This window comes from Streptomyces virginiae, assembly GCF_000720455.1.
Classification (GTDB): domain Bacteria; phylum Actinomycetota; class Actinomycetes; order Streptomycetales; family Streptomycetaceae; genus Streptomyces; species Streptomyces virginiae.
Map to the genome: position 1 here is coordinate 39,180 of NZ_JOAK01000041.1, position 12,043 is coordinate 51,222.

The 12,043-nt window shown below is 72.9% G+C and carries 13 protein-coding genes; 3 read left to right on the top strand and 10 right to left on the bottom strand.

Annotated features, from left to right (window positions below; genetic code table 11):
- Positions 1-400: 400 nt before the first annotated feature.
- The 6 genes from IG86_RS0135065 to fusA form a co-directional block, all read right to left on the bottom strand.
- The gene (locus tag IG86_RS0135065) at positions 401-1,285 is read right to left on the bottom strand and encodes a sigma-70 family RNA polymerase sigma factor (RefSeq protein WP_078906141.1); all 885 of its coding nucleotides are present in this window, start codon (positions 1,283-1,285) and stop codon (positions 401-403) included.
- 147 nt (positions 1,286-1,432) lie between these two features.
- Positions 1,433-1,981 carry a GNAT family N-acetyltransferase gene (locus IG86_RS0135070; RefSeq protein ID WP_030833204.1) on the bottom strand — a complete coding sequence of 183 codons (549 nt, stop codon included), beginning with the start codon at positions 1,979-1,981 and terminating at the stop codon, positions 1,433-1,435.
- 72 nt (positions 1,982-2,053) lie between these two features.
- Positions 2,054-2,512 (bottom strand): DUF6069 family protein, encoded by a 459-nt coding sequence (locus IG86_RS0135075; RefSeq protein ID WP_051785584.1) that lies wholly within the window; start codon positions 2,510-2,512, stop codon positions 2,054-2,056.
- A gap of 142 nt (positions 2,513-2,654) precedes the next feature.
- Positions 2,655-3,401: a polysaccharide deacetylase family protein gene (locus IG86_RS0135080; RefSeq protein WP_030833209.1), complete on the bottom strand. Its 747-nt coding sequence runs from the start codon at positions 3,399-3,401 to the stop codon at positions 2,655-2,657.
- A gap of 109 nt (positions 3,402-3,510) precedes the next feature.
- Positions 3,511-4,053: a nitrobindin family protein gene (locus tag IG86_RS0135085; RefSeq protein WP_030833211.1), complete on the bottom strand. Its 543-nt coding sequence runs from the start codon at positions 4,051-4,053 to the stop codon at positions 3,511-3,513.
- Positions 4,054-4,167: 114 nt separating this feature from the next.
- Positions 4,168-6,240, bottom strand: coding sequence for an elongation factor G (fusA, locus tag IG86_RS0135090; RefSeq protein WP_030902319.1), 2,073 nt, complete (start codon positions 6,238-6,240; stop codon positions 4,168-4,170).
- 454 nt (positions 6,241-6,694) lie between these two features.
- Between fusA and IG86_RS0135095 the strand changes: the two genes are divergently transcribed.
- Positions 6,695-7,594 (top strand): hypothetical protein, encoded by a 900-nt coding sequence (locus IG86_RS0135095; RefSeq protein ID WP_030833217.1) that lies wholly within the window; start codon positions 6,695-6,697, stop codon positions 7,592-7,594.
- A gap of 11 nt (positions 7,595-7,605) precedes the next feature.
- Entirely contained in the window at positions 7,606-7,890 is a 285-nt protein-coding gene (locus IG86_RS0135100) for a hypothetical protein (RefSeq protein ID WP_030833220.1), read from the top strand.
- On the opposite strand, the gene IG86_RS0135105 is transcribed toward IG86_RS0135100, so the two are convergent.
- The 4 genes from IG86_RS0135105 to IG86_RS0135125 all read right to left on the bottom strand — a co-directional run bounded on the left by IG86_RS0135105 (position 7,834) and on the right by IG86_RS0135125 (position 11,226).
- Entirely contained in the window at positions 7,834-8,529 is a 696-nt protein-coding gene (locus tag IG86_RS0135105; protein WP_078906142.1) for a GNAT family N-acetyltransferase, read from the bottom strand. The two genes, IG86_RS0135100 and IG86_RS0135105, sit on opposite strands and share 57 nt — an antisense overlap.
- Before the next feature lie 286 nt (positions 8,530-8,815).
- The gene (locus tag IG86_RS0135115) at positions 8,816-9,043 is read right to left on the bottom strand and encodes a hypothetical protein (RefSeq protein ID WP_030833226.1); all 228 of its coding nucleotides are present in this window, start codon (positions 9,041-9,043) and stop codon (positions 8,816-8,818) included.
- A 16-nt stretch (positions 9,044-9,059) separates the two neighbouring features.
- Entirely contained in the window at positions 9,060-10,472 is a 1,413-nt protein-coding gene (locus IG86_RS0135120; protein ID WP_045937482.1) for a sensor histidine kinase, read from the bottom strand.
- A 76-nt stretch (positions 10,473-10,548) separates the two neighbouring features.
- On the bottom strand, positions 10,549-11,226 hold the full coding sequence (locus tag IG86_RS0135125; protein WP_030655173.1) for a response regulator transcription factor: 678 nt from the start codon (positions 11,224-11,226) through the stop codon (positions 10,549-10,551).
- A 135-nt stretch (positions 11,227-11,361) separates the two neighbouring features.
- Here IG86_RS0135125 and IG86_RS0135130 point away from each other — a divergent pair, with 135 nt between their 5' ends.
- Complete coding sequence (locus IG86_RS0135130; RefSeq protein WP_030833233.1) at positions 11,362-12,000, top strand: hypothetical protein; 639 nt, start codon at positions 11,362-11,364, stop codon at positions 11,998-12,000.
- Positions 12,001-12,043 lie beyond the last annotated feature (43 nt).

Below are 12,043 nucleotides of genomic sequence, written 5' to 3' on the forward strand. Positions count from 1 at the left end.
GACTAGTGGGGTGCGCGGAAGCCTGCCAGACGAATGCGGCGGAGAATTCGGACAAACGGGGGCGCGGTCCGGGAAATCATTCCGTTACCTGTCGGCATGATTTGACGAACACTCAACTTGCAGGAAATAAAGGCGAGTTACGCGCGTCGCACGCGAAAGGTCCAGTCCTTTCGGGGCGGGTTGTTATCAAATCGAGATACGATGCGGAAGCTTGTTGACGGGAATTCAGTCAGGAATTCACCTAATTACTACCTGCCGAATTCTCTCCGTCACGAGCGGTGAGGGTCGACGCCCGGCCTCGGGCCCGGAGGGCCACCTGCTCCCGTACGCGGCCCGCCAGTTGCCGAAACCCACCGGTCGGCCCGTCTCCGAGTGGGCCGGGCGCGCCGTGCCGGTGGTGTCAGTCGTCGTCGAAGGCGGCGCTCAGGTCGATGCGTCCGAGGCGCTCGGGGTCGGTGAGGATGTCGAGCGCGATGATCCGGCCGTCCCGGACGGTGAACGCCATGACCGACATCGCCCGGCCCTCCGCCAGTGCGACCACACCGGGAAGTCCGTTGACCAGCACCGGACGTGCGGCCTCGGCGAAACGGGCGAAGGTGATCGCCTGCGAGGCGACCTCGGCCGCGCCCCGGCGCACCGGCGAGGGCAACTGCGCACCGCCGTCGGAGCGGGCCACGACCTCGGGGTCGAGGACGTCGACCAGGGCGGCGAAGTCCCCGCCGCGCGAGGCGGCGAGGAAGGCGTCGACGACCGCACGCAGGCGGGCCGGGTCCGGATCCGGAGCGGGTACGACGCCCCGCACCCGGCGGCGCCCGCGACTGGCGAGCTGCCGCGTCGCGGCCGCGCTGCGCCCGAGGACCGGGGCGATCTCGTCGAAGGGCACGGCGAACAGGTCGTGCAGGACGAAGGCCAGGCGTTCGGCGGGAGGGAGCGTCTCCAGGACCACCATCAGGGCGATGCCGACCGAGTCGGCCAGGAGGGCCTCCTGTTCCGGGTCGAGGCCGTCCGCCCGGCTGACGATCGGGTCGGGCAGCCGGATCCGGCCTTCCTCGTCGTGCAGTGGGTCCTCGCGCCGTGTCGTACGCGAGCGCAGCATGTCCAGGCACACCCGCCCGACCACGGTGGTCAGCCAGCCGCCCAGGTTCTCGACCGCGCCGGCGTCGGAACGGTTCAGCCTGAGCCACGCCTCCTGCACGGCGTCCTCCGCCTCGCTGAGCGACCCCAGCATCCGGTAGGCCACCGCCCGCAGGTGGGGCCGGTGCTCCTCGAACCGCCGCGCCGGCATCTCTTTGCCGCTCACCCGTCACATCCCCCGTGTCAGAAGGCCGGTCCGGGTCCGGACGATAGTCCACCGGCCAACGGGCCGCGCGAGCAGTTGAGTTGGCGAGGGGAGTGGCGATCGGGGGCGGGGCGGCTGGCTGGCCCTACCGGGTCACGCCCCGTTCGCCCACTCCTCGCGGAGCATCCCGAACAGCACGCGATCGTAGCGTTCCCCCTCCACCATCACGGCCGACCGGCGGCGGCCCTCTTCCCGGAAGCCGAACCCGGTGAAAGCACGCACTGCGCGTTCATTGCCGCTCCAGGTGTCCAGCTCCAGCCGGCTCAAGGGGTAGGCGCCGAACAGGTGGTCCACGAGCAGCCGCAGCGCGTCCCTGCCGTGCCCGCGGCCCCAGAACTCCCGCTCGCCGATGGTGACCCCCAGCGTCGCCACCCCGGCGTAGGGGTCCATGTCCCGGTAGTCGGCCATGCCGATGACCCGTCCGTCCTCCAGGTTCTCAACCGTGAACACGGCCGACTCCCTCGGGACGAGCCTCAGCATGGTGTCGAAGCCGAGCCCGACCGCCTCGGCCGTGACGGGGCCGAAGCACGGGTCGCCGGCGGCGGCCCAGCGCACCACCTGGGGGTCGTTGCGCCACCGGAGATGATGCTCCGCGTCGTCGGACCGCAGCGTGCGCAGCCTGACCAATTTTCCTTCGATCATTGCGGAATCGTAAGTGATCATGAGATCCGCTCACGTCCACGGACATGGCCCGGGCTGCGCCGGGCCGCGTGTTCAGCGGTGGCGGCGGTGCAGCCGCAGCGTGGTGAAGACCGCCACGCCGAGGGTGATGTGCATCAGGGAGAGGGCCGCGACGGTACCGCCGTCGGTGTCGGCCGACAGCGGGCCGGCGACCGACAGCAGTGCCAGACCGCTGCCGACGTACTGCGCGATCCGCAGGAACACCGGCTTCCACAGGGCCAACAGCAGTGCGGCGCCCGCCCCGACGAGCAGCGGGACGACGGACGAACCGATGACGCCCCCGACGGTGACCGCGTGTTCCTCGCCGGCGTCCGGGACGACGAGCGAGGCACCGGCCAGCTTGGCGACGGCGAAGACGACCAGATTGACCACCGCTGCGCCGACCGCGCCGGTGACCAGCACCTGCCACCAGCCGAAGCCGGAGCGGCGGGCCGAGGGCGCGGCGGTCGCGGGCACGGAGGGACCGGAATTCGCAACGGTTCTGCTGGACATGAGACTTCCTCCACGTATGAGTGGCCGCGCCCGCCGTCCGGCGGGGGGCTACGCAGAAGCCTCCGACCTGAACCTCACTTGAGGTCAAGCCCTGTTGTCCCACCCGGGGACGCCACTTCGCCCCCGTCACCGTCAGGCCCGGTCACGGGACGAGGAATGCGCGGAGGTCGGTGATCGTGTAACCGTCGGCCTCGGCGGCGTCGATGATCAGGGGGAGGGCCTCGGCGTCGAGGACGACGCCGTCGCCGTTGCTGCCGACGTGCATCTGGATGATCGCTCCGGGGGCCAGGGCGTCGATGGCGCGCTCGGCGGCGGCCTCCACGCTCATACCGCCCTGCGGGCCGAGGTAGCCGTTGGTGTCGGCGGTGAACTCGATCGCCGCGTACCCCAGGTCGTTGACGTCGGCGACGGAGTCCCGCGTCGTGGCGCTGTAGGGGAAGCGGAAGAACGGCAGCGGCTCCGCGCCGGAGGCCGTCCGGATCGCCGCGTCGGCGCGGCGTACCTCCTGCACTCGCTGCGCCGTGCTGAGGTCCTCGAAGTAGGGATGGCTGTACGAGTGGTTGCCCAGGCCGTGTGCCGCGCCCATCGCGCGCACCGCCCCCGGGTGCGCGTCGGCGAAGGCACCGGTCGGGAAGAAGGTGGCGGGCAGCCCGCGCCGCCGCAGCTCCGCCAGGACGGTGTCGATCCCGGCCTCGTCCCAGGCGGCGTTGAAGGTGAGCGCCACGACCTTGCGGGACGTGGGCAGCCGGCGGATCTCACTGCCGAGCAGCGAGGTTGGCGGGTGCGGACCGGAGAGGACCGTCGTGCCGTTCGCGGCCCGGGCGCCCGTGCACGGTACGAGGCCTGCGGCGAGCAGCGCCGCCAGCACGGCGCGTCGTCCGGTGTCCACCACGGTCGCTCCCTCCGGCACGGCGCGCGTCGGCACGGGCCTGCCACGAGTCTGCGGCGGCACACGCCGGAGCCGCCGCAGCCCCGGCCGCGCAGCCGGGTGAACCGCCTCAGGCCCGCCGGCGCAGGTGCGTCGTCAGGTGGTGCTGGAGCGGCAGGCCCACCGCGGCCATGTCGTGAACGACCGTCAGCCCACCGTCCTCCCGGACGGTGTACCGGCGCCGCGTGCCCGTGACCTCCTTGGCCAGCGGCGTCAGCGACACGTCCTTGGTCTCGATCTCGAACTCCGTACCGGAGGCCCGCCCCACATAGGTCTCGACGATGCCGGTGGGGTGGGCGAGCACCACCTCCAGGGAGGCGTCGGGCGTCACCCGCCACCACCCCGCCTCGCGTCCCGCCGGCCGTACCGGAGCCCCGGCGTCGTCGATCAGCCACGCCCGTGCCTCGTAGCGCAGGAAGGGGCGGCCGTCGTGGCTGAAGGTGACCTCCTGCGCGTAGCGGAAGTCCTTCTCCAGCGTCGGGTATTCGCCCTGGCCCCGGCCGTGCCAGCGCCCGAGCAGCGGCAGCACGGGCTCCAGCAGCGGATGCGGGTCCGGACCCTCGCCGAGGACGTGGCTGTCGGGGTACGGATTCTCCTGCACCGACTCGAACATGTTCACCCTGCCTGTCTGCCGCTGTGCCCCACCGGAAGCGGAATCCGCAGCAGCATAGGGGGTGTGCCCCCGCCCCGCCCCCGAAGCAGGGGCGGGGCGGGGGCACGGCGCGGGTCACCGGCCCGGCAGGGCCCCCGCGACCGAGGCCGGTACCGGTGCCAGACCGGCCGGCCGGGTGGTGAAGACGCCCCGGCCCTGGGTCCGGCCCCGCAGCCGGGACGCGTACCCGAACAGCTCGGCCAGCGGCACGGCCGCCGTGATCACCGCCGTGCCGGCTTCGGCGGCCTGGCCCGAGACCCGGCCGCGGCGGGCCGCGAGGTCACCGAGCACGCTGCCGACGGCGTCCTCCGGGACGTTCACCGTGACCTCCGCGATCGGCTCGAGCAGCTCCATCGTGCTGAGCCGCAGCGCTTCGCGCAGCCCGAACCGGCCCGCCGCCCGGAACGCCATCTCCGAGGAGTCCTTGGAGTGCGTCGCCCCGTCGGTGAGCGTGACGCGCAGCCCCGTCACCGGATACCCGCCGAGCGGGCCCGCGGCGAGCGCGTCCCGGCAACCGGCCTCCACGGCGCGCGCGTACTCCTGCGGCACCCGGCCGCCGACGACCGTCGAGCGGAACTCGAAGGCCGGCTCCTCCAGCGGCTCGACGTCCAGCACGACGTGCGCGAACTGGCCCGCGCCACCGTCCTGTTTGACGTGCCGGTGCACCAGGCCGGTCACCCCGCGCGCGACGGTCTCCCGGTACGAGACCTGCGGGCGGCCCGCCACGACCTCCACCCCGTGGCCGCGGCGGATCTTCTCCACCGCCACCTCCAGATGCAGCTCGCCCAGCCCCGACAGCACGGTCTGCCCCGTTTCCGGGTCGGACCGGACCACCAGCGAGGGGTCCTCCTCCGCGAGCCGCGCCAGTGCCGACGCCAGGCGGCCGGTGTCGGCGTTCTGCCCGGCCTCGACGGCCACCGACACCACCGGCTCGGCCACCGTCGGCGGTTCGAGCACCACAGGTGCGCCCGGCGCGCACAGCGTCGTGCCCGCCCGGGCCGACTTGAGCCCGATCACGGCGACGATGTCACCGGCCACCGCTTCCTCCCTGTCCTCGTGCCGGTCGGCCTGGACCCGCAGGATCCGGCCCACCCGCTCCGTACGGCCCGTGGCCGCGTCCAGTACCGTCCCGCCCTTGCGCAACGTGCCGGCGTAGACGCGCAGGTAGGTGAGCCGCCCCGTCGGCGTCGCGGTCACCTTGAAGGCGAGCGCCGCGAACGGCTCCGCCGGGTCGGGGGCGCGCTCCTGCTCCGACCCGTCCGCCATGCCGCGTACGGGCGGCATGTCGGCGGGCGCCGGCAGGTATGCGACCACCGCGTCCAGCAGCGGCTCGATCCCGCGGTTGCGGTACGCCGAGCCGCACAGCACCACGACGCCGTCCCCGCGAAGCGTCAGCTCCCGCAGGGCACGGGTCAGCGTCCCGTCGCTCAGCGCGGAATCCGCGCAGAACTCCTCCAGCGCCCCGGCGTGCAGCTCGGCCACCGTCTCCTCCAGCAGCCCGCGCCGCCGGCCGGCCTCCTCCCGCAGCGGTTCGGGGACCGGACCCGACTCGAAGTCGGCGGAGCCGGCCGTCCAGCGCAGCGAGCGCATGGTCACCAGGTCGACGACCCCGGTGAAGGCGTCCTCCTGACCGATGGGCAGCTGGACCACCAGGGGGACGACACCCAGGCGACGGCGGATCGAGGCGACGGCCGTGTCGAGGTCGGCGCCCGCCCGGTCCAGCTTGTTGACGAACGCGATCCGCGGCACACCGTGCCGGTCGGCCTGACGCCACACCGTCTCGCTCTGCGGCTCCACCCCGGCGACGGCGTCGAACACGGCGACGGCGCCGTCGAGCACCCGCAGGCTGCGTTCCACCTCGTCGGAGAAGTCGACGTGCCCGGGGGTGTCGATCAGGTTGACGTGGTGACCGCCCCAGGTGCAGCTCACGGCCGCGGCGAAGATGGTGATGCCGCGGTCGCGTTCCTGCGGGTCGTAGTCGGTGACGGTCGTGCCGTGGTGCACCTCGCCCCGCTTGTGGATGGCACCGGTCGCGAACAGGATGCGTTCGGTGATCGTGGTCTTGCCGGCGTCCACATGGGCGAGGATGCCCAGATTGCGGACCGCGGTGGGGGAAGTGGTGGTGAGGGGGCGTCCGTTGGCGCGCATGGCCCGGGGCCTTTCGAGTGAAGAGGGGGAAGAGGGCGGCGCGAATCCCCTGACGACGGCCCGTCACCCGCGACCGGCAGCCGTGGACGGCCGTCCCCTCCGGAGCGGGTCCGGGCGGGCGGCGGCGTACGGAAGACGGGGGAGGGGGACGGGACCTAAAGGTGCGTCACGGGCATGCGGTGACGGCCGCGCAGCCGGCACCGGGCGTCACGAGACACCGGGATCACGTCGTACCGGGACGGGGGAGCGAAGGCGGCGGTGCGGTACGTGCACATGGCGCTGCTCCCCTTCTCTTCGGACTCGGCATGAGGCGCGCAAGGCCCTGTCGGCAGCGCGTACGGCGAGTCTAGGGACCGGCCGGGGCCGGGGCACCGCATTTTTTCGGGAACTGCATGTACCGTGAGTGACGTTGAACTACGGAAAGTGACAGTCTGCGCGTCTCCGGGGAGTCATCATGTCCATGCTGCTGATCAGAGGGTCGTTCCGGGTGGACGGCGGTGCCGAACCGGACGGCGACACCCTCCCCTTCATCCCGGACGACGTGGCGGACTGGAAGCTCGTCGGCGGCCGCGCCAGGGTCGTGCCCAAGGCGGACGGCCGAGCCGCCGTGCGCCTGGAGGGCGTGGACGCGCTGGAGACGCACTACAGGAAACCGGGCTACGGTCCCGAGCGCCACCAGCCGCGGAAGTTCGGGCGCCAGGCCGCCGACGCGCTGCTGAGGTACCTCGGATTCACCGGCATCGACCGTCACGAGAACGAAACCGTCACCACCGATCCGGTGCAGGTCCCGGGATTCATCCTCACCAGCGGTGCCGACGCCTACGGCCGCTGCATCGCGCTGGCCTTCGACGGCAGCGTCCGCCCGCCCGTGTACAGCGGCTACGAGGTCGCGGTCGACGAGGACCTGCTCAAGAGGAGCGCCAACTACCGCCTGGTCGAAGACGGTCTGGCGTACCCGATGTTCTATCCGGGCCTGCCCGGATATCTGCGCGACGTCCTCAGGGACGCCGCCCGGGCGGCCCGCGCCGCAGTGCCGCCCAAGGGGCTGTGGGGCGCGGACAAGACCGTCGAAGGGGCGCTGATCGCCGACATCGGATCGATCACGGACGACGACACGGGCGTGGTGATCCTGCCCAAGCTGTTCCGCCGGCTGAAGGACTACCTGGACTCCGGCTCGGACATCACCTCGCTCGCGGGCTTCTCCGCCTACCTCGCCGGAGCGGCCGACGAGTACCGCTTCCTGCCGGAGGGCAAGACGCAGACCGGACTGCACAGACTGATCAAGATCAGCGAGGACGGGAAGACCCTGAGGATGCCCCGTCCCTCCGACGAGATCCTCTTTCTCGACAAGTGAGGAGGCCGGCCGTGTATGCGGTGATCAGGCGTTACGAAGGGGTGACCGACCCCGCCGAGGCGGGACGCCTGGTGGACGAGGGCTTCGTGCCCATCCTCCGCCGGGTCCCGGGATTCGTGGCCTACTACTGGGTCGACGCCGGGGACGGGGTGATGGTGTCCACCAGCGTCTTCGAGGACCGGGCCGGGGCCGACGAATCGGTAGTCAAAGCGGCCGACTTCGTCCGGGAGAACCTCGCGTCACTGCTCCCCAGACCTCCCCAGGTCACGGCGGGCGAGGTGGTGGCCGCCGGATAACACCGACGCCCGCCGACGCCCGCCGACGCCCGCCGACGCCCGCCGTGACCGGCGGGGGCGGACGGCCCGCTTCTCGGGCAGGTACACCTCCGGCAGGTCGATCTCGGGCAGGGTGATCTCCCCCTGCCGGGCGAAGCCGAGCCGGTCCATCAGGGCGACGGCCTTGTCGTTGGCGGCGTCGGGCTCGGCCACCGCGCGCCGGACGGCCGGGTCGCGGAAGGTGAACCGGATGAGCGACCCGATCAGGGTCCTGCTGAACCCGGGCCGGGGCCGGCCGGTCACCGGCGCCAGCATCAGGTGGACGCCGATGTCGCCCTCCCGCACCGGGTAGCACTCGCTGATCCGGTCCTCGGACGGCTCGTACGTCTGGAAGAGCGCCACCGGCTCGTCGTCCAGCCGGACCATGTACGCGTGGTGGGTGTCGCGGCGGTCCACGTCCTCGTAGATCTCCTGGACCAGTTCCCGGCTGGCGCCGTTCATGCCCCAGAACTGTGCGCGCTCCTCGACGACCCAGGAATGCAGCACGGCGGAGTCCGTGGCGGGGTCGACCGGGGTGAAGCGGACCGTGCCGAAACCTTCGACGGTCTCGGTCAGCACGTCGGCGCGCGGAGAGGTGAGGGCGGTGGACTCGGGTCTCATACAGGTTCCGGTTTCTGCTCGGCAGGGCTCGGGCGCATGCGGGAACTCGCGCGGGAACCCCGGTTAGGGTGACCTAACTATAGACCCCCTGAAGGGCGGCCCGGGAAGGCCCCGCAACGCCGGACGGGTGGCCGGCCGTGTCGGCCGCAGCAGGTTGGGCACAAGCGCCCCATGACACTTCTTCTGCTCTTCCTGCTGCCGCTCGGACTGGCTCTCGTCCTGCTGACGACCGACCACCACCCGCACAAGCACGGCCGGCACCGCCATACCCGCTGAACCCCAGGGCTCAGTCGGTGGGCTCCTGAGGTTCGGGCTTCTCGGCGTCCGCCGGGTGATCCGGGTCGGCCCGCGGTGCGTCCCCGGCATCCTCGGACTCTCCGGCGGTCCACAGGTCGGGCGCCGGAGGGTCCAGCGGGGGAAGGTCCGGCGTGACGGCGTCCCCGTTCTCCGGAACCCTGGCGGGCAGTTCCGGTTCGGCGGTCCCGGGCGCGTGGGTCTCTCGTTCGTTGGTCATACGCCCCACCTGCCCTTCATCCCGCCGTGAATGCCTGCTCGCCGGCGGGACCACGGCCGGCCCGCGGCGTCAGCGGCAGCCTGAGCACCAGCCGGGCGCCGCCGCCCGCACCGTCCTGCGCCGTCAGCGTTCCCCCGTGGTGCGTGCTCAGATCACGTGCGATGGCGAGGCCCAGGCCGGCTCCGCCGTGGTCACGGCTGCGCGAGTCGTCGAGCCGCGTGAACCGTTCGAAGACCCGCTCCCGGTCGGGCCCGGGGATCCCCGGGCCGTCGTCGACGACCTCCAGCACGGCGGTACGCGGCTCCGCGCCGCCGCCCGCGGTGCGCAGCGTCACGTCCACGCCCAGCTCGGCGTACCGCTGCGCGTTGTCGACCAGATTGGTGATGACACGGCCGAGCCACAGGGCCCCCGCCGTGACCACCACATCTGCTGCGAGGTCCACCCGTACGGGCACCCGGTCGCCGAGGCGGGCCTCCACCACCTCCCGCACCAGGGCGCCCAGGTCCAGCGGGGCGGCCGTCACCGGCTGGGCCGCGTCGATCCGCGCGAGCAGCAGCAGGTCCGCCGCGAGGCGCTGGAGCCGTTCGATGTCCTCCAGGGCGCCGCCGATCAGCTCGGGCCACAGCTCCGCGTCCCGGACGGCCAGCGCCACCTCCAGCTGCGTGCGCAGGACGGTGATGGGACTGCGCAGTTCGTGGGAGGCGTCGGCGATGAACTGCCGCTGGCGGATGCCGGACGCCTCCAGCCGGTCCAAGGTGGCGTTCATGGTCTCGGCCAGCCGGGCCACCTCGTCGTGGGTGGCGGGGACCGGTACCCGGCGGTGCAGGTCCCGGTCGGAGATCCCGGCCACCTCCGCGCGGATCGCCTCCACCGGCCGCAGCGCGTGCCCGGTGACCCGCCAGGTCACGAGGACGACGGTGGCCAGCAGCAGCGGCATGCCGATGACGAGCGCGGCGGTGGTGACGTCGTCGGCGGCGTCCGCGTCCCGCAGCGAGGCACCGGCGTAGACGGTGGCCGGGCCGTCCGGCGTCTGGGTGACGACCTGCACGACCCGCTGACGGTGATCGCCGTCGACCGGTCGGACCCGCCAGGTGTGCAGCCGGGTCCCCGGCGTCTCGGGCGGGGCCGGCGGGAACGCGGGCACCCCCATGAGGTTCGGGCTGGAGAACAGCACCCTTCCGTCGGCGCTCACCACCTGGACGAACTCCACCGCGCGGCCCGCCGGACGGGCCCGGCCGAGCTTGCCGGTGGCGGCGAGCTGCGCCACCGTCTCGGCCTGCCGCCGCGCGTCGTTCTCCGCGTTGCGCAGCAGATTGGCCTCCAGCAGCCCCAGCAGGGAGAACGAGGCGAGCGCCAGGGCCGCGCCCACCACCAGGCCGGCGCCCGCCGTGGCCCGGGCCCGGACCGTGGTGGGCCACAGCCGGCGCAGGACCGGCCACCGGCCCTGGGCGGCGTGGGGGAGCGAGCGCAGGACGCCGCCCAGGCGTCCGCGGAGGCGGGAGGGTTCAGCCACCGTCGGCCGCCAGCCGGTATCCGGCTCCCCGTACGGTCTCCAGCGCGGCCCGGCCGAACGGGGCGTCGACCTTGCGGCGGACCGCGCTGACGTGCACCTCGACGACATTGGGGTCACCGTCGAAGGCGGCGTCCCACACCTGCTCCAGGATGTCCCGCTTGGACACCACCTCGCCGGACCGGCGGCCCAGGTACTCAAGGATCGCGAACTCCCTCGCGGTCAGCCGGATCTCCGTCGCGCCACGGGAGCAGGTGCGCCGGGCCGGATCGATCAGCAGGTCGCCGAACCGCAGCACCTGCGGGCGCCGGCCACCCGTACGCCGGCCGAGCGCGCGCAGCCGGGCGACCAGCACGAGGTAGGAGAACGGCTTGGACAGGAAGTCGTCGGCGCCGGTGTCCAGCGCCTCCGCCTCGTCGTACTCGCCGTCCTTGGCGGTGAGCATCAGGATCCCCGACTCGTTTCCGGCCGCGCGCAGCTTCGCGCAGATCCGGTAGCCGTTCAGCCCGGGGAGCATGATGTCGAGGACGATCAGGTCGTAGTCGTGCTCGGTCGCCATCCACAGGCCCTGGGGCCCGTCGTGGGCCACGTCCACCGAGAACCCCTCCGACTGCAGACCCCGTTGCAGGGCCACGGCGAGCCGCCGCTCGTCCTCCACCACCAGTACGCGCATGCCGAACAGGATCGCAGGCCCCCGCGGCGCCCGGCTGAAGAGGTCTTCAGGTGGCTTCAGCTGGGCTTCAGCAACCTCTCAGCATGCTCTGGGGCGAGCCGGGCACCGCGTCCGGTCGTCAGAAGGAGCAACCGTATGTCTGAATCCGTTCCGCCGCCGCCCGAGCAGAAGCCCGGGAACGCACCGGAGGCCGGCGCGCGGCGGCGCGTGGTGCTGTCCCGGCTGGTGCCCCGAGGCCGGCGTGCCCGCTGGGTCGCGGCGGGCGCGGTCGTGGTGGTCGTGGGCGGCGGGGTCACGGCGGTCGCCGTGGCCGAGCACCACCACCACGAGCGGGCCGACCGGGCACCGCACATGCTCCGCTTCGATTCCGGCCACGGGGGCGGGCCCAAGCGGGGGCCGCAGGGCGGGGCGCCCGACGACGAGCGCGCGCGCAAGGCGCCCGGCGGCGAGGACGGGCCCAAGGCGCGCGAGCGCTTCGGCCACCCCGACGCCCCCGGTCTCCCCGGCGCTCCCGGCCGCTTCGAGGGCCGCGCAGGCTCCGGCAAGGGCGCCCAGGCGCCCGCGCCGCTGCCGTCCCTGTCCATCGGCGACGCGGCCGCCAAGGCCGCGACGGCCGTGTCGGGCGGCAAGGTGGAGAGCCTGCGCGCGGTCGCCCAGGAGGGCGGTGGAAGCGCATGGCTGGCCGTGGTCCTCGGCCCCGACGGCGTCCGCCACGCGGTCACCGTGTCCGGCACGGACGGCACGATCACCGGCAACACCGCCCTCGGCGGCTAGACACTCCGCGGGGCGCCCCGGCAGAGTCCCGTCTGCCCCGCGC

Bases quoted from the DNA above. Each gene is read 5' to 3' on its own strand.
- IG86_RS0135065 (WP_078906141.1), bottom strand. From the start codon at position 1,285: ATGCCGGCGCGGCGGTTCGAGGAGCACCGGCCCCACCTGCGGGCGGTG.
- IG86_RS0135070 (WP_030833204.1), bottom strand. From the start codon at position 1,981: ATGATCGAAGGAAAATTGGTCAGGCTGCGCACGCTGCGGTCCGACGAC.
- IG86_RS0135075 (WP_051785584.1), bottom strand. From the start codon at position 2,512: ATGTCCAGCAGAACCGTTGCGAATTCCGGTCCCTCCGTGCCCGCGACC.
- IG86_RS0135085 (WP_030833211.1), bottom strand. From the start codon at position 4,053: ATGTTCGAGTCGGTGCAGGAGAATCCGTACCCCGACAGCCACGTCCTC.
- fusA (WP_030902319.1), bottom strand. From the start codon at position 6,240: ATGCGCGCCAACGGACGCCCCCTCACCACCACTTCCCCCACCGCGGTC.
- IG86_RS0135095 (WP_030833217.1), top strand. From the start codon at position 6,695: ATGTCCATGCTGCTGATCAGAGGGTCGTTCCGGGTGGACGGCGGTGCC.
- IG86_RS0135105 (WP_078906142.1), bottom strand. From the start codon at position 8,529: ATGAGACCCGAGTCCACCGCCCTCACCTCTCCGCGCGCCGACGTGCTG.
- IG86_RS0135115 (WP_030833226.1), bottom strand. From the start codon at position 9,043: ATGACCAACGAACGAGAGACCCACGCGCCCGGGACCGCCGAACCGGAA.
- IG86_RS0135125 (WP_030655173.1), bottom strand. From the start codon at position 11,226: ATGCGCGTACTGGTGGTGGAGGACGAGCGGCGGCTCGCCGTGGCCCTG.
- IG86_RS0135130 (WP_030833233.1), top strand. From the start codon at position 11,362: ATGTCTGAATCCGTTCCGCCGCCGCCCGAGCAGAAGCCCGGGAACGCA.